This window comes from Rhodoferax sp. TS-BS-61-7 (assembly GCF_002943465.1).
Lineage (GTDB): Bacteria > Pseudomonadota > Gammaproteobacteria > Burkholderiales > Burkholderiaceae_C > Allorhodoferax.
Map to the genome: position 1 here is coordinate 1 of NZ_PTQY01000007.1, position 15,625 is coordinate 15,625.

General features: G+C 64.2%; 15 protein-coding genes. 5 read left to right on the forward strand and 10 right to left on the reverse strand.

Features of this window, described 5'->3' with window-relative positions; genetic code table 11:
• The 8 genes from C5F53_RS16630 to C5F53_RS16665 all read right to left on the reverse strand — a co-directional run.
• Positions 1 to 229 (reverse strand): tripartite tricarboxylate transporter permease (locus C5F53_RS16630; RefSeq protein ID WP_201740851.1); only part of this gene is annotated, 229 nt, incomplete at its 3' end.
• A gap of 24 nt (positions 230 to 253) precedes the next feature.
• Positions 254 to 742, reverse strand: a complete 489-nt coding sequence (locus C5F53_RS16635) for a tripartite tricarboxylate transporter TctB family protein (RefSeq protein WP_105262527.1) — start codon at positions 740 to 742, stop codon at positions 254 to 256.
• A 74-nt stretch (positions 743 to 816) separates the two neighbouring features.
• Complete coding sequence (locus C5F53_RS16640; protein WP_105262528.1) at positions 817 to 2,607, reverse strand: GspE/PulE family protein; 1,791 nt, start codon at positions 2,605 to 2,607, stop codon at positions 817 to 819.
• Positions 2,604 to 3,362, reverse strand: a complete 759-nt coding sequence (locus C5F53_RS16645; RefSeq protein ID WP_105262529.1) for a spermidine synthase — start codon at positions 3,360 to 3,362, stop codon at positions 2,604 to 2,606. Before C5F53_RS16645 ends, C5F53_RS16640 begins: the two co-directional genes overlap by 4 nt.
• Positions 3,363 to 3,368: 6 nt before the next feature.
• Positions 3,369 to 4,214 (reverse strand): TatD family hydrolase, encoded by an 846-nt coding sequence (locus tag C5F53_RS16650; RefSeq protein WP_105262530.1) that lies wholly within the window; start codon positions 4,212 to 4,214, stop codon positions 3,369 to 3,371.
• Positions 4,215 to 4,231: 17 nt separating this feature from the next.
• Positions 4,232 to 5,431 carry an ABC transporter substrate-binding protein gene (locus C5F53_RS16655; protein WP_105262531.1) on the reverse strand — a complete coding sequence of 400 codons (1,200 nt, stop codon included), beginning with the start codon at positions 5,429 to 5,431 and terminating at the stop codon, positions 4,232 to 4,234.
• A 150-nt stretch (positions 5,432 to 5,581) separates the two neighbouring features.
• Positions 5,582 to 6,259 carry a lipoprotein-releasing ABC transporter ATP-binding protein LolD gene (gene lolD, locus C5F53_RS16660; RefSeq protein ID WP_105262532.1) on the reverse strand — a complete coding sequence of 226 codons (678 nt, stop codon included), beginning with the start codon at positions 6,257 to 6,259 and terminating at the stop codon, positions 5,582 to 5,584.
• Entirely contained in the window at positions 6,252 to 7,508 is a 1,257-nt protein-coding gene (locus C5F53_RS16665; RefSeq protein ID WP_105262533.1) for a lipoprotein-releasing ABC transporter permease subunit, read from the reverse strand. Before C5F53_RS16665 ends, lolD begins: the two co-directional genes overlap by 8 nt.
• Before the next feature lie 59 nt (positions 7,509 to 7,567).
• On the opposite strand from C5F53_RS16665, the gene C5F53_RS16670 reads away from it, so the two are divergent.
• The 5 genes from C5F53_RS16670 (at position 7,568) to C5F53_RS16690 (ending at position 13,000) form a co-directional block, all read left to right on the forward strand.
• Positions 7,568 to 8,515: a hypothetical protein gene (locus C5F53_RS16670; RefSeq protein WP_105262534.1), complete on the forward strand. Its 948-nt coding sequence runs from the start codon at positions 7,568 to 7,570 to the stop codon at positions 8,513 to 8,515.
• Positions 8,512 to 10,221, forward strand: coding sequence for a single-stranded-DNA-specific exonuclease RecJ (gene recJ, locus C5F53_RS16675; protein WP_105262535.1), 1,710 nt, complete (start codon positions 8,512 to 8,514; stop codon positions 10,219 to 10,221). The genes C5F53_RS16670 and recJ overlap by 4 nt, the downstream gene beginning before the upstream one ends.
• The gene (locus tag C5F53_RS16680; protein ID WP_161499956.1) at positions 10,218 to 11,108 is read left to right on the forward strand and encodes an NUDIX domain-containing protein; all 891 of its coding nucleotides are present in this window, start codon (positions 10,218 to 10,220) and stop codon (positions 11,106 to 11,108) included. Before recJ ends, C5F53_RS16680 begins: the two co-directional genes overlap by 4 nt.
• A gap of 54 nt (positions 11,109 to 11,162) precedes the next feature.
• Positions 11,163 to 12,176 carry a transporter gene (locus C5F53_RS16685; protein ID WP_105262537.1) on the forward strand — a complete coding sequence of 338 codons (1,014 nt, stop codon included), beginning with the start codon at positions 11,163 to 11,165 and terminating at the stop codon, positions 12,174 to 12,176.
• 68 nt (positions 12,177 to 12,244) lie between these two features.
• Complete coding sequence (locus tag C5F53_RS16690; RefSeq protein ID WP_105262538.1) at positions 12,245 to 13,000, forward strand: SDR family NAD(P)-dependent oxidoreductase; 756 nt, start codon at positions 12,245 to 12,247, stop codon at positions 12,998 to 13,000.
• A gap of 457 nt (positions 13,001 to 13,457) precedes the next feature.
• Here C5F53_RS16690 and ppk2 read toward each other — a convergent pair whose 3' ends face one another.
• Positions 13,458 to 14,324, reverse strand: a complete 867-nt coding sequence (gene ppk2, locus C5F53_RS16695; protein WP_105262743.1) for a polyphosphate kinase 2 — start codon at positions 14,322 to 14,324, stop codon at positions 13,458 to 13,460.
• Between the two features lie 163 nt (positions 14,325 to 14,487).
• A complete protein-coding gene (locus C5F53_RS16700; protein WP_105262539.1) occupies positions 14,488 to 15,525 on the reverse strand; it encodes a GGDEF domain-containing protein in 1,038 nt (345 codons plus the stop codon).
• Positions 15,526 to 15,625: the final 100 nt, after the last annotated feature.

A 15,625-nucleotide genomic window follows, 5' to 3' on the forward strand; every position in this document is an offset into this window, starting at 1 on the left:
TGGAGCCACCGTACTGGGCGCCGTAGTAAATACCGGCCAGCATGATCAAGGCCGCCACGGGGGGCAAGGCATAGGTGGCGGGCAGCAACATGGCGATGGTGGCCAGGGGGCCAATGCCGGGCAAGACACCAATCAGGGTACCGAGCAAACAGCCGATGAAGGCGTAGATCAGGTTCTGGAAGGTGAAGGCCACACCAAAACCGAGGGCGAGGTTGTCAAAGAGTTCCATGGGGCAGTGTCCTCAGGCGGTGACTTAGGCAGTGAAGTAGGCGGGCCAGACCGGGAACTGCAGCTTGAGCAGCACGATGAAGGCTAAGTAGCTCAAGAGGGCCAGCAGGGTGGCCAGGATGAGTACGGGCTTGAGGGCAAACTCTTCACCGGCGTTGCTGGCAATGAAGGTGAGCAGGTAGATGCCGATGATCAGGCCCAGGGGCTTCAGACCAATCAGGGGCAGGCCACCGATGCAGGCACCAAACACGAGGTTGGCCAGGATGATGAAGAACAGGGGCTTCCAGGCCAGCTTGCCGATCTTGTCACCGTCTACGGTTTCCACCACCAGGGCCTTGAAGGTGATGATGCTGCCCAGAAAGGCCAGCAGCACGCCCAGGGCCAGCGGGAAGTAGCCCGGGCCCATGCGGGCGCCGTCTCCCAGGGTGTAGCCCGATGCGCCCCAGGCGAAGGCTACCCCTACGCCCATGAACATCAGGCCGGAAAAAAAATCCTTTTGGCTTTTTATATTCACTGTCTGTCTCCTACAACTAAACGGTGACGCATTCTGCCTGTATTTTTAGGGGCTTCCGTCTAGGGGTTTGCGTTCTAGCCCTGCAAAGGGGGTGTTGAGCTGAGAACCTCCTCCATCACGGTCTGGCCTTCGGCCACCCGCAAAGCCCCCGCAAGCCGCAGTGGGCGCATGCCATCGGTAACGGCCTGGCGGCGCAGCGCGTCAATACTGGGGTCGGCGCTCACACGGGACTTGAAACCCTCGCTCACCACCAGCAGCTCGTACAAGCCCATGCGGCCCATGAACCCGGTCATGCGGCAATCCACACAGCCCACCGGCTTGAAGGGTTTGTAGCCCCCATTGATCTGCCAGGGCTTGACCATTTCGCCCAGGGCTTCACGGCTGGCTTCGTCGTCCCGCACCTTGCATTGCTTGCACAAGGTGCGCACCAGACGCTGCGCCAGCACGCCCAAAAGCGTGGCGTTGATCAGGTAGGGCGGAATGCCCAGCTCCATCAGGCGGGTGACGGCCGAGGGCGCATCGTTGGTGTGCAGAGTAGAGAACACCAGGTGACCGGTGAGTGCAGCCTGCACTGCCATTTCGGCCGTCTCCAGGTCACGGATTTCACCCACCATGATGATGTCCGGGTCTTGCCGCATCAGCGCGCGCAGGCCCTGCGGAAAACCAAAGTCCAGTTGCGGCTGCACCTGGGTCTGGTTGAAGGACGGCTCGATCATTTCGATCGGGTCCTCCACGGTGCTCACGTTCACCTCTTCGGTGGCCACACGCTTAAGGGTGGAGTACAGCGTGGTGGTTTTGCCCGAACCCGTGGGACCGGTCACCAGAATGATTCCGTGCGGCCGCTGCACCAGTTGTTCCCAGCGCGTGGCGTCGTGGCTACTGAAGCCCAAGGCGTCCAGGTCTTTGACCGCATTGTCGGGGTCAAAAATCCGCATCACCATCTTCTCGCCAAAGGCGGTGGGCAAGGTCGAGATGCGCATTTCAATCTCGTCGCCACGCGGGTTGCGGGTTTTGATGCGGCCGTCCTGCGGACGGCGTTTCTCGATCACGTCCATGCGACCCAGCAGCTTGATACGCGCCGTCATGGCGTTGAGCACGCCCATGGGCATTTGGTAGACCGGGTGCAGCACACCGTCGATGCGGAAGCGGATCACGCCTTGCTCGCGGCGCGGTTCCAGGTGGATGTCACTGGCACGCTGGTCAAAGGCGTATTGCCACAACCAGTCCACCACCTGCACCACGCCTTGGTCGTTGGCGTCGAGCTGTTTGTTGCTTTTGCCCAGCTCCACCAGTTGCTCGAAACTGGCGCCATTGTTCGCCCCGTTTTTGCTGGCGGCGCGCACACTTTTGGCCAGCGCATAAAACTCGGCGGTGTAACGCGTGATCTCCTGCGGGCTGGCCACCACACGTTTGACGCTGCGGCGGCTCTGGCGCTCCACCTCGGCCACCCAGTCGGTAATAAAGGGTTCAGCCGTGGCCACAGTAATCTCGCTGGGCGTGACCACCACGGGCAATATCTTGTGGCGCTCGGCATAAGCCGCGCTCATGGCGTCGGCCACCTTGCCCACATCGACCTTGAGCGGGTCAATGCGCAGGTAGTCCAGCCCGGCGCGCAGGGCCAGCCACTGGGTCAGCATTTCCATGTCCAGCGGTTTCTGGTCCGACGCGCGGCGCATGGACACACTGGCCAGGCGCACCAACGGGTGCTGCGAACTCTCGGCCTGCGCACAGCGGCTGATGGTGCGCTGGGCTTCCTCTTCGGCAATCACCTTGTCGTGCTGCAGCCACTCCACGAGTCGGCGCCAGTCCACCGGGCCCGCGTGGGGGGTAAGCGAAGCGTGGGGTTTCTTGGCACTGGTGCTCATGCTTGCACCGGTTTAAAAACGCGAACCCATTTGTCCGCGGGCAAGCCCCATTGGGACTGGATGAATTCGGCGCGCTCCATCAACACCGAGCGTTTAGGGCGGCTGGGCGTGCGCTGGGCCAGCACCACGGTGTTGCCTTCACGCGTGGCCTTGAAGGCCCAAATGGCGTCAGCACCAAAGGCCTGGGCAATTTTGTCCACACTGGCCTGGAAGCTGGAGCTGCGGCCAAACAGGTTCACCGTCATGCAGCCTTCTTCGGTGAGTGTGGCGCGGCAGTCGGCGTAAAAGTCGGCGCTGTCGAGCACAGGCGCTGCGGCCTCTTCGTCGTACAGGTCTACCTGCAGCGCATCCACTGCGCCCAGCCAGCGGGATTGTTTGATTTCTTGGGACGCATCGGCCAGCACCACCTGCATGCGGCTGTTGTCGGCCGGCAGCTTGAACCAGCCGCGGCAGGCGTGCAGCACCTGCGGGTTGAGCTCAATCGCGGTGGTCTTCATCTTGAGTTCTTTGTGGCAAAACTTGGTGAGCGAGCCGGCCCCCAAACCCAGCTGCAGGGCTTGGCGTTTGTTCAGGGCGTGGGGGTCCATGAACAACATCCAGGCCATCATGCGCTGGATGTATTCGTGCACCAGCGCCGTAGGTGCGTCCACCAACATGGAGCCCTGGATCCATTCACTGCCCAGGTGCAGGTGGCGGATGGGGCCTTCTTCGGAAAAATTGACTTCGGGGAGGGAGAGAGATGCTTTTCGTGCCATGGGGATTTATACCAGCAGCGCAGCCAGCTTCGGCAGGGCTTTACAGGCGTTGTGCGTGGTGGCGTCGGCCAGCTCCTCCACAGCCATGCCCCGCAGCTCGGCCACGGTCTGGGCCACGCGCGGCAGCTCGGCCGGGGTATTGCGGCCCTGAGGCACGCCGGCCGCGCGATCGGCCGCCGTGGTGTAGAGCCAGTGCGGCGGAATGTCGGGTGCATCGGTCTCCAGCACCAGCGCGTCCAGCGGCAGGGTTTGGGCCAGGTGGCGCAGTTGGTGGGCACGTTCAAAGGTCACCGCACCACCAAAACCCAGTTTGAAACCCAGCTTGATAAATGCCTGCGCCTGTACCTCGCTGCCATTAAAAGCATGGGCAATGCCCTGCCAGCGCCCACCGGGGCCAGCCACCTCGCGCAGGTGTTTGAGCAGGCGGTCGGCCGAACGGCGCACATGCAGCACCACAGGCAGGTCGAACTGGCGGGCCAGCTTCAGTTGGGCCCGGTAAAACGATTCCTGCTTTTCGCGCCAGGGGCTTTGGGTGAGCTGCGGCACAAAGTAGTCCAAGCCAATCTCCCCCACCGCCACCAGCCTGGGGTCGGCATGGTGGGCCTGCAGCTGCTGGGCCAGCACCGCCAATGCGTCCTCCTGCGCGGTGGGTACATACAGCGGATGGATGCCCAGACAGTAGCTGTAACCCTGGTGGTGGGCCAAGTGGCGCACCACGTCCAGGTTGGCAACCTCCACCGCCGGAATGACACAGTGCGCGACCCCCGCTTGCTGGGCTGAGAGGCACACCGCGCCCACCTGCCGGTCTGCCTCAAAGGCGTCGAGGTGGCAGTGTGTGTCTATCCAGGGCATGGTGGTGGTGGGAAACGTCAGCGTTTGCGCTGCACAAACAGGTTGCGTGTGCGGTCTTCGGGGTAGGCGAAGGTTACCGCACCATTCTTCACCAGACCCATCACCAGCATATTGCTGGTGATGGCATCTTTGTCGTCTTTGCTGAAAGGGCGTTCGTGCGTGGCGGTCACGCCGTAATAAATGCGCGGCATGGCCTCCAGCGCGGCCTTGACCGAGGGGCCGGAAAGGTTGCCATCGCGGATGGACAAGATGGCATAGGTCAGCAGGTACACCGTGTCATAGGCCTGGGCGGCGGCCATGGGCACGGTGATTTTTTTGGTGTTGTACTTGCGGGCGTAGGCACTCAGAAAGGAGATGCGCCGCTCGTTGCTGGGCTCAGCAATAAAGGTCTGCGCCATCAGTGCGCCCTCGGCGGCCTCTTTGGCACCGTCCATGAAGAAGGGAAACGACAGCGGCCAGGCGCCGACCTGGGGCACGGCCCACTTCAAGGCCTGGCGGCCTTTGGCAATCACCGCGTTTTCGGTGCCCACGGTGTAGCTGAACACCACATTGGCACCCACGGCCTGCGCGGCCTTGAGTTCGGTTTGCAGGTCTTTCACGCCCAGGTCAAACCGGGCCACATACACCGGCTGCAAGTTTTTGCTGGCCAGTGCCTTGACCACATCGTTCAAACCACCCTCGCCGTACGGGGTTTTGTCAGCAAAAATGGCCACCTTGGTCCAGCCACGGCTCACGATGTCGTCCACCACAAACGGCGCCTGAATGCCATCGCGTGCCGAGGTGCGGAAGATGTAGCTCTCGGGCGCCGGGTATTTGGCGGTGATGGGCGTGCCCGTGGCGCAGGGCACGATGAGCGGGGCCTTGGCGGTCTGGAAGGTCTCCAGCGACTTCATGGCCACACCGGTGTTGCAAAACCCGATGGTGCCCACCACGCCTTCTTTCAACACGTCTTGCGAATGCTGCAAACCCACATCGGGGTTGGCGGTGTCGTCCTTCACCACCAGCTCCAGCGGCCGGCCCAGGTAGCCGCCGGCGGCATTGATCTCGTCCACCGCCAGCTTGGCGCCGTTGAGCATGGGGATGCCAAAGTCGGCCGAGGGGCCGGTGAAGGGGCCAATGAGCCCGATGCGCAAAGGTTTGATGGTTTGTGCGGCGGCCCCAACGGCCAACCCCGCACCCAGCACCACACTCACCCAGGAATGCCAACGACGGTTCATAATGATTCTCTAGAAATTGGATGGGGCAGGATAGGAGGCACCCCACCCCGCCGTCATCCGCGAGAACCCTTGGACGCGGGCTTTGCCAGCCGTCCCGTCAGCAAACCGCAAGCCACCCGGCCTGCAGCGGCAAGGCCCTGGGGCTGCGCCCTAGCCCGCGAAACGCCCCGACACCAGCTGCAGCTGACGGCTGCAGCGCGCGGCCAGCGTGGCGTCGTGGGTCACCAGCACAAAGGCCGTGCCCTGCTCGCGCGCCAGCGTCAGCATCAGGTCGAACACACCATCCGCCGTGCTGCGGTCCAGGTTGCCCGTAGGCTCGTCGGCCAGCACGCAGTCGGGGTTAGTCACCAGTGCACGCGCAATGGCCACGCGCTGGCGTTCGCCACCCGAGAGCTCGGCCGGGCGGTGGTGCATGCGGTGCTCCAGCCCCACCAACGCTAGCATTTTCATAGCTGCTTGCGCAGCATCTACGGGGGCTACACGCCGAATTGTCAATGGCATGGCGACGTTGTCGAGCGCACTGAACTCGGGCAGCAGGTGGTGAAACTGGTAGACAAAGCCCAGGTGTTTATTGCGCAGCCGCCCTTGGGCCGCCGCGTCCAGCCCGGCCAAGGGTTGGCCACACAGGGTCACGCTGCCACTGCTGGGCGCGTCCAGCCCGCCCAGCAAATGCAGCAAGGTGCTTTTGCCGGAACCCGAAGCGCCCACAATCGCCAGCGTCTCGCCACGGCGCACGTCCAAGTCGACACCGTGCAGCACCGTTACGTCCAGACGGCCTTCCTGAAACCGCTTGGTCAGGCCGGTGGCTTGCAATAAAACGTCATTCATAGCGGAGCGCCTCGGCAGGGTTCACTTGGCTGGCGCGCCAGCTGGGGTACAGGGTGGCAACAAAAGCCATCAACAGAGAAATCACCGCCACCGGCACGATGTCGCTTTGCTGCGGGTCACTGGGCATACGGCTGATCAGGTAAATGTCTTGCGGCAAAAAGCTGGCACCCAGCAGACGCTCCAGCGCGGGCACGATGACATCAATATTGAAGGCCACGCCCAAGCCCAGCAGCAGGCCGGCCAGCGTGCCAATCACCCCCACCATGGCGCCCTGCACCACAAAGATGCCCATGATGCTGCCCGGGCTGGCACCCAGGGTGCGCAGGATGGCGATGTCGGCACGTTTGTCGGTCACCGTCATCACCAGCGTGCTGACCAGGTTAAAGGCGGCCACCGCCACGATGAGGGTGAGGATGATGAACATCATGCGTTTTTCCACCTGCACCGCGGCAAACCAGGTGCGGTTTTGGCGGGTCCAGTCGCGCAGCAGCAGGTCACCACTCATGGTGCGGCTCAGCTCTTGGGCCACCTCGCGCGCCCGATGCAGGTCTTTCAGCTTGAGGCGCACACCCGTGGGGCCTTCCAGGCGGAAGATCTTGGCCGCGTCTTCCCAGTGCACAAACACCAGGGCCGAGTCGTATTCGTAGTGGCCCGAGTCAAAGGTACCCACTACCGTCATCTGTTTGAGGCGCGGCACCACGCCTGCGGGTGTGACCTGCCCGCTGGGCGCAATCAGGGTCACGCGGTCGCCCTTGACCACGCCCATGCTGCGCGCCAGCTCGCCGCCCAGCACCACACCAAACTCACCCGGCACCAGCTGGGCCAGCACCGCGGCCTGCGCGCCGGTGGCCACGTCCGACACCTCGGGCTCGCGCGCGGGGTCGATGCCGCGCACCATCGCACCCTTCATGTCTTCGCCGCGCGCCACCAGGGCCTGCGCCGCCACAAACGGCGCGGCACCCACCACCTGCGGGTTGTCGCGGGCTTCGCGCAGGGTGCGGTCCACATCGGCCAGGGCCTGCCCACCGGGGGCAAACACCTCAATGTGCGACACCACGCCCAGCATGCGGTCACGCACCTCTTTCTGGAAGCCGTTCATCACGCTCAGCACGATGATGAGGGCCGCCACGCCCAGCGCAATGCCCAGCATGGACACGCCCGAGATAAAGGAAATAAAACCATTGCGCCGCGTGGCACGGCCAGCGCGCGTGTAGCGCCAGCCGATGGTGAGCTCGTAGGGAAGTCGCATCAAACGTTACAAAGTGCAGAGGTGGGCGGATTGTGGCATCCATGCGGGACAATCCAGCCATGCACACCGTTATTCCCTATGCCGCACCGGCCGGTCCGCACTGCCAGGCCGCCATTGCCGACATAACGCTCCCCAACCTGGCACAGCTGCTCAGCCTGCTCAACCCCACCCCGCCCCTGCTGGGCTCGGCCGAGTCGCTGACCCCGCTGGGCGAACGCGTGCACGCCAAAAGCCTGGGCCTGCAGGGCGCCGACGGCCTGGTGCCCTGGGCGGCGCTGGACGCCGAACACCTGGGCCTGACCAAGGTGCACGGCAGCAGCGGCTGGGCCTGGATCACGCCCTGCCACTGGCGCGTGAACGCCGACCATGTGGCGATGGAAGACCCGCAGAAGCTTGCCCTCAGCGCCCACGACTCCGATGCCCTGCGCGCCGCCATGCAGCCCTACTTTGCCGAAGACGGCATCACGCTGCACCCGCTGAGCGACACCACCTGGCTGGCCCAGGGCGCCGCCCTGGTCGATCTGCCCACCGCCTCGCTGGCGCGCGCACGCGGCGCCCGTGTGGACGGTTGGATGCCGCGCCAGGAACAGGCGCAACCCCTGCGCCGCCTGCAAAACGAGATGCAGATGCTGCTCTACACCCACCCGGTCAACGATGCGCGCAAAGCCCGTTTTGTACCCCCGGTCAACTCCTTCTGGATCAGTGGCACCGGCACCCTGCCTACCACCCCGCGCAGCGCTCCGGCTCAGCGGGTGGAGATGGAAAACAGCCTGGCTGCGGCCGCCCAGCGTGATGACGGCCGTGCCTGGGCCCAAGCCTGGCAGGCGCTGGACCAGGGCCTGATCGCCAAACTGCTGGCCCGCGCCAATGCCAACGAGGCGCTGGAAATCACCCTGTGCGGCGAACGCCTGGCCCCCACCTTTGTGCTGCAAAGCAGCCCTTGGTGGAACCGCCTGCAACGCCGCTTTACCGCGCCCCCTCCGCACGAATTGCTGTTGACCTTATGAACATCGTCCCCCGCGACATTCCTCCCCGCTCGGTCTGGGCGCTGGAGCAAGCCGGCGTGCACCCGCTCCTGGCGCGCCTGTACGCCGCCCGCGGCGTGCACAGCCCCGATGAGCTGGACGACGCGCTGGCCAAGCTGCTGCCCCCCAGCTCCCTGCTGGGGGTGGACCGCGCGGCCGTGCTGCTGGCCGACGCCATGGCGCAAAACCTGAAACTCTGCATCGTGGCCGACTACGACTGCGACGGTGCCACCGCCTGCGCCGTGGCCGTGCGCGGCCTGCGCCTGCTGGGCGCGCAGCACGTGGACTACCTGGTGCCCGACCGCGTGGTGGACGGCTACGGCCTGACCGCCCCCATCAGCGAGCGCGTGAAGAAATCCGGCGCGGATGTGCTGATCACCGTGGACAACGGCATTGCCAGCGTGGACGGTGTGGCGCGCGCCAAGGCCCTGGGCCTGCAGGTGCTGGTGACCGACCACCACCTGCCGGGCAGCGAGCTGCCGGATGCGGATGTGATCGTGAACCCCAACCAACCCGGCTGCACGTTTGAGAGCAAGTCGATCGCCGGTGTGGGCGTGATGTTCTACACGCTGCTGGCCCTGCGCGGCGAGCTGCGCAAGCGCGGCGTGTTTGACGCCACCACCCAACCCAAACTTGATGTGCTGCTGCCGCTGGTCGCACTGGGCACCGTGGCCGATGTGGTGAAGCTGGACGCGAACAACCGCCGCCTCGTGGCCCAAGGCCTAAAACGGGTGCGCGCCCTTGCCCTGCCTGCGGGACTAGCTAGTCTTTTTGTAGCAGCCGGGCGCAAGGCCGAAGTGGCCACTACCTTCGACTTTGGTTTTGCCCTGGGCCCCCGCATTAACGCAGCTGGCCGTTTGAGCGACATGACACTGGGCATTGAATGCCTGCTGACCGACGACCCCGGCCGCGCCGACGAGCTGGCCAAAACGCTGGACGGCATCAACCGCGAGCGCCGCGAGATTGAGGGCGACATGCGCGAGCAGGCCATGATGATTGCGGAGAGCCTGTTTGACGAAGGCGACGAGCCACCGCCCGCCATTTGTGTGTTCGACCCCGACTTTCACGAAGGCGTGGTCGGCATCGTGGCCAGCCGCATCAAGGACAAGCTACACCGCCCCACCTTTGTGTTTGCCGCCAGCGCGGCCGAAGGCAAGGAGCATGAACTCAAGGGCTCCGGCCGCAGCATCCCCGGCTTCCACCTGCGCGACGCGCTGGACCTGGTGGCCAAGCGTTACCCCGGCGTCATCCTGCGTTTTGGCGGCCACGCCATGGCGGCGGGCTGCACAGTGGCCGAAGAGTTTTTTGATGACTTCGAGAACGGCCTGAACGAAGTGGCGCAGGAGTGGCTGGATGCCGCCACGCTGACGCGCCGCATGGACACCGACGGCCCGCTCAACCCCGAATACCGCCGCGTGGACCTGGTCGACACGCTGCACAAAGAAGTATGGGGCCAGGGTTTTGCCGCCCCCACTTTCAGTGAAGAGGTGGAAGTGGTGTCGCAGCGCCTGGTGGGGGAAAAACACCTGGCCCTGAAGCTCAAACACCAAGGCCAGCCGGTGGACGGCATCTGGTTCGGCCACACCGAGCCCCTGCCAGCCAAAGTCACCCTGGCCTTCCGGCTGGATGCAGACGAATGGAACGGCGTGCGGCGTGTGCGCTTTCTGGTCGAAGGCGCGCAGGTGTGAACCTGCCAGGTGCGCAAGCGTTTGCCGCCAAGCTGGGCAGCACACAACGCCAGCAGTTGGCACAGGCAGCCAGGCGAGCCCTGGCCCCGCCGCCGCCAGACCTGCAGATTTTTTGGCTGGAGGGTGACAGCGGCACACCGCCACAACGCCTGGGGCTGCTGAGCCCCGAGCGTTCCGCCCTGCTGGCAACCCTGTTGCCCGACTGCCGGTACCAACCCCAAGGCGACCACCCTGGTCTGCACTGGCGGGCACTCCAAATCAGCAGTGCGGAACGCAGTGCCCTGCTGCAAGGTGCGCTGGCGCATTGCCATGCACAAGGCCTAGTACACGGTTGGCGCAACGAAGCCTTTGCGTTCTGGCACCACCACTGCCTGACGCCACCCGACGATGGACGTGAGCCTGTGCTGACGGTAGAGCGCGCCGGCTTCCGGTTTCTGGGTATGCGCAGCCATGCGGTGCACATCAACGGTTTTACTGCGAATGGGCAACTCTGGTGCGGCCGCCGCTCACCCACCAAGGCCACCGACCCCGGGCGGCTGGACAACGTGACCGCTGGGGGACTGCCTGCGGGTGAAACGCCGCTGGGTTGTGCGGTGCGCGAACTGCACGAAGAGGCTGGTACCGTGCTGGCCGACACCTCCTCGCTACACGCCAGCGGCCTGGTCCGCACTGCGCGGCTAGACACCGGTGGCTGGCACGACGAAACCCTGCTGGTCTACAACTGGGCTTGCCCGGAGGGCTGGGTTCCACACAACCAGGACGGTGAAGTGGCCGAGTTTTTGTACCTGTCCGCAGCGCACACCATGGAACGTATCATCGGCGGTGAATTCACCCTGGATGCGGTGGCCTCGCTGGCGCAAGGGCTGGGCCTGGCGGGCAGCCCCTGATACCCACAGGCCCATGTGCACTAGCCCGGAAACACCTTTATGCCGAGCCCTCCCATGACCCCCACTGCGCAAAATTACGGTGCCGACCCATCCGGCCTGATCTACGGCTTTGTATTTGACAAAGAAGGCCTGGCCACACCAACGGGCAGTGAGGATGCGCTGCGCTGGCTGGCCCGCGCAAACCCCGAGGACGGCGGTTTTGTCTGGTTGCATTTCAACCTGTCACACACCGCCAGCGCCAAGTGGCTGCAAGACCATCTGCAGCTGTCCGACCTGTTCCATGAATCCCTGACCGATGGCTCCCGATCCACCCGGGTGGAGCTGGACGACGACACGCTGGTCGCCGTGGTGAACGATGTGCACTACGACTTTGCGTTTGAGCCGTCCGATATTTCCACCCTCTGGTTGTCGGTGGGGCCGCGTTTGGTGGTGAGCGCGCGGCTGCAGCCCCTGCGCTCGATTGACCGCCTGCGCGACGCCGTGCGCCGCGGCGAACAACTCATGTCGCCGGTGGCCTTGCTGGTGCACCTGATGCACGACCAGGGGGATGTGCTGATCAACATCGTGCGCAACACCACCGCCCGGGTGGACGCCATTGAAGACAAACTCCTGGCCGGCCGGCTGGAAACCAAACGTGCCAACCTCGGTGCCCTGCGCCGCCTGTTGGTGCGCCTGCAGCGCCTGCTGGCGCCCGAGCCCGCGGCCCTGTTCCGCCTGCTGCGCAAGCCGCCGCAGTGGATCGCCGAGGAAGACCTGGGCGACCTGCGCCAGTCGACCGAAGAATTCAACGTTGCGCTGAGCGACATGGCCGCACTGCAGGAACGCATCAAGCTGCTGCAAGAAGAGATTGCCGGACGTGTGGCCGAGGCCAACAACCGAAGCCTGTTTGTGCTGACCATCGTGACCGTGCTGGCCCTGCCGATCAACATCATTGCCGGTTTGTTGGGCATGAACGTGGGCGGCATTCCCCTGGCCGAACACCCGCAAGGTTTCTGGTGGGTGGTGGCCCTGATCGTCACCTTCACCGTGGTGGCGGGCTACATCGCGATACGCCGGCACCGCGAGTAATTGGAGGCCTTTTAGGCCTCTAGCACCCGTGGAATATGCGCAAACAGCTCCTAATTTAATAGCAAATTATGCCCAAAAATCTCACTATCCTCACCGGCGCCTCGCGCGGCATGGGCCGAGCCATGGCCGAACAGCTGCTGCAAACCGACGCCCTGCTGCTGTGCATCTCGCGCCAGACCAATATCGCCTTGGCCGAACAAGCCCAGCGCGCAGGTGCGGCACTGCTGCAGTGGCCGCTGGACCTGGCCGAGGGCGCCACCGCCTCCGCCCAGCTGCGCCAATGGCTGGCGCAGCAAGACCCGGCCACGCTGGCCAGTGCCACGTTAATCAACAACGCGGGTGTGATCCCGGCGCTGGTGCCTCTATCGGACTCCGACCCGGTCGCGCTGGCGCAAGCGCTGCGTGTGGGACTGGAAGCGCCCATGCAACTCACCGCCGCCTTTCTGGGCGCCACGCGCAGCTGGACCGTGCCACGCAAGGTGCTCAATATTTCGTCGGGCCTGGGACGGCGCGCCATGGCCTCGCAAGCGGCCTATTGCGCAGCCAAGGCAGGCATGGACCATTTCACACGTTGTGTGGCGCTGGACGAGGCCCAACTGGCCCACGGTGCCAAAGTGTGTTCGTTGGCGCCCGGTGTGATTGACACCGACATGCAGGTGCAGCTGCGCAGTGCGGACGCCACGCAGTTTCCGGACCTCGGCAGCTTTGCCGGCCTGCATGCCCAAGGGCAGCTCAGCAGTCCGGAGGATGCGGCGCGGCGGGTGCTGGCGTATCTGGCACGGGCGGACTTTGGGAAGGACGCTGTGGGGGATGTGCGGGGCTGATCTTCTTTCCGGGTTTTGCTGCTTTTAGGGTTGCAGTGCTTTTTTAACACCCACTCCCCCAGCCCCTCGCCCCGTCGGCGAGGGGAGCCTTTTTAACAGCCGATTTGGGGGCGGTCTCCGGCTATGGAGCTACACGCGTAAGGTTGCCACCGGGTTGGTGCGCCACGGCCAGTGCCAGCGGTTGTGGTGAATGCAAACGTGCAGGCGCGGAGCCACTGGCGTGCGCAGCCGCCAGCGTTGGCAGACATACTCCTCCGAAGTTCTACAACCGCCGCCCAGGGCCGTGGAGCGAACTAACAGTGGCAACCTCACCAGCGTAGCCCCCTATCCAGCGCACAGAAGATAAATACGGCTGTTAAAAGCTCCCCTCGCCGACGGGGCGAGGGGCAGGGGGAGTGGGTGTTAAAAAAAAGCGGTCTAAGCGTTAAAAAAACACCACGGCAAGACGACCAAAAAATCAATAAACCTCAGGAACAATAATGTCCTCCCGCACCGGCCTCCGCTCATAGTCTTCATGCCGCACCCGCGGCGGCAACACCACCGGCGGGTGCTCGGTTTCCTCATACGGCATCTGCTGCAACAGGTGGTGGATGCAATTGAGGCGGGCCTTCTTCTTGTCCACCGCTTGCACCACCCACCACGGCGCCTCGGCGATGTGGGTGCGCTCCAGCATCACCTCTTTGGCGCGGGTGTAGTCTTCCCAGCGGCTGCGTGACTCAAGGTCCATGGGACTGAGCTTCCATTGCTTCAGGGGGTCGTGGATGCGGCCCAGAAAGCGGCTGTGCTGCTCTTCGTCGGAGATGGAGAACCAATACTTGATGACCTGAATGCCGGAGCGCACCAGCATCTTCTCGAACTCGGGCACGGTGCGGAAAAACTCTTCGAGCTGCTCGTCATTGCAAAAGCCCATCACGCGCTCCACACCAGCACGGTTGTACCAGCTGCGGTCAAACAGCACGATCTCGCCGGCCGCCGGCAGGTGGCTCACATAACGCTGAAAGTACCACTGCGTGCGCTCGCGGTCATTCGGTGCGGGCAATGCCGCCACGCGGCAAACGCGCGGGTTCAGGCGCTGGGTGATGCGTTTGATAGCGCCGCCCTTGCCGGCCGCGTCGCGCCCCTCAAAGATCACCACCACCTTGTGGCCCGTGGCCACCACCCAGTCCTGCAGCTTGACGAGTTCGCCCTGCATGCGAAACAGTTCCTTGAAGTACTGGCGGCGTGCGGCGCGGGCATCGGCATCAGGGACCTGGCCGCCCGCCAGGCGCTCCAGGTGCTGGTCGTCCAGCTCCATTTCCAGTTCCTCGTCATAACTGTCGAGCATGTCGTTCTGGATACGGCGGATCAATTCGTCTTCGCTGGCGCTCACGGGCAACTCCTGGTGGCTGGGTGTACCCCCCTAGCCTAGGCAAGTGTTGTGTCAGTTGCGTGAAAATTGCGCGACAAAGGCACCAAAGCCGTCGTACACGCCGAGAACGCCTGAAACGTTAGAACAGGTCCACGTCCATGCCCTCGGCCACCTGGTCCACCAGGTCGCCCGAGGCCACCAGCGCCTGGTAGCTGCAGACCTGGTTGCGGCCATGTTCCTTGGCGTGGTAGACCGCCTTGTCGGCGCGGCCAAAGGCACCGCTGGGCGTGTCGTGTGGCAACAAGACCGAGAAGCCGATGCTCACGGTGATGGTGCCGACCTGCGGAAAGGCATAGGCCTGTACCCGCTCGCGCAGACGCTCCAGTGCCGCATGGGCATGGTCCACGCTGTCGCAGCGCATCAACACCACAAACTCCTCGCCCCCAAAGCGGTACAGCTGGTCGTGGAAACGGAAGCAGCTGCGCATCAGGCGTGCCAGCAGCAACAGCACCTCGTCACCAATCAGGTGGCCATAGGTGTCGTTCACGCGCTTGAAATGGTCAATGTCCAGCACGGCCAGCCACACGCCCGCATCGGGATGCGGCTGGCGGCGCTCACCGCCCTCGGGCAGGTCGTCGCCGTGTTGTTCGGCGGTGGCTTTGAAAAAGGCACCGTCAAAGGTTTTGCGGTTCAGCAGTTCGGTCAACGCGTCTTTTTCGCCGTAGTCCAGCAGGCCCAGCAGGTTGTGGTAGGTCAGCAAAATGCCGTCCACCAGCTCCAGCGTGTGTGCGGACAGGTCTGTGGCAAAGCCCATTTCGAGCAGGCCCCAGGTGCCCTGCGGCGTCTGCAGCGGAATCACGCACGCGCCGGGGGGAGTGTCGGCATGTACTGCGCGCCCCTGCTCTACGGCCTGCTGGCGCAACGCAAAGCGGGAGAGATGGGGCAAGGTAGTCCAGTCGGTCCAGAGCAAGTCGCGGCTGATCTGGGTTTGGCCTGCATCCAGCCGGGCCTGCACCAGGCAGCGCCGGTCATCGCCCTCACCCACCACACGGATCAGGCTGGCACTGTGCACCGCACCGTCGCTGCTGCTGATCACCAAACGCACCAGCGCGGCATCCAGAGCGTCGCGGTCACGCAGACCACTCATGGCCGCCAGACTTTGCACAAGCGCGTTCATTCTTGGTATTTACCTCTTTTGTGTCACGCACCGGGGGGTGCTGCCCAACTGCCAGCAAGTTGACCCACCTCAAAGCCAGACCGCAGGCCGCGCCCTAAGC

What these genes read in the sequence shown, in the direction of transcription:
- lolD (WP_105262532.1), bottom strand. Translation starts at nt 6,259, where the DNA reads ATGAATGACGTTTTATTGCAAGCCACCGGCCTGACCAAGCGGTTTCAG.
- C5F53_RS16670 (WP_105262534.1), top strand. Translation starts at nt 7,568, where the DNA reads ATGCACACCGTTATTCCCTATGCCGCACCGGCCGGTCCGCACTGCCAG.
- ppk2 (WP_105262743.1), bottom strand. Translation starts at nt 14,324, where the DNA reads ATGCTCGACAGTTATGACGAGGAACTGGAAATGGAGCTGGACGACCAG.
- C5F53_RS16640 (WP_105262528.1), bottom strand. Translation starts at nt 2,607, where the DNA reads ATGAGCACCAGTGCCAAGAAACCCCACGCTTCGCTTACCCCCCACGCG.
- C5F53_RS16690 (WP_105262538.1), top strand. Translation starts at nt 12,245, where the DNA reads ATGCCCAAAAATCTCACTATCCTCACCGGCGCCTCGCGCGGCATGGGC.
- C5F53_RS16685 (WP_105262537.1), top strand. Translation starts at nt 11,163, where the DNA reads ATGACCCCCACTGCGCAAAATTACGGTGCCGACCCATCCGGCCTGATC.
- C5F53_RS16645 (WP_105262529.1), bottom strand. Translation starts at nt 3,362, where the DNA reads ATGGCACGAAAAGCATCTCTCTCCCTCCCCGAAGTCAATTTTTCCGAA.
- C5F53_RS16650 (WP_105262530.1), bottom strand. Translation starts at nt 4,214, where the DNA reads ATGCCCTGGATAGACACACACTGCCACCTCGACGCCTTTGAGGCAGAC.
- C5F53_RS16655 (WP_105262531.1), bottom strand. Translation starts at nt 5,431, where the DNA reads ATGAACCGTCGTTGGCATTCCTGGGTGAGTGTGGTGCTGGGTGCGGGG.
- C5F53_RS16700 (WP_105262539.1), bottom strand. Translation starts at nt 15,525, where the DNA reads ATGAACGCGCTTGTGCAAAGTCTGGCGGCCATGAGTGGTCTGCGTGAC.
- recJ (WP_105262535.1), top strand. Translation starts at nt 8,512, where the DNA reads ATGAACATCGTCCCCCGCGACATTCCTCCCCGCTCGGTCTGGGCGCTG.
- C5F53_RS16665 (WP_105262533.1), bottom strand. Translation starts at nt 7,508, where the DNA reads ATGCGACTTCCCTACGAGCTCACCATCGGCTGGCGCTACACGCGCGCT.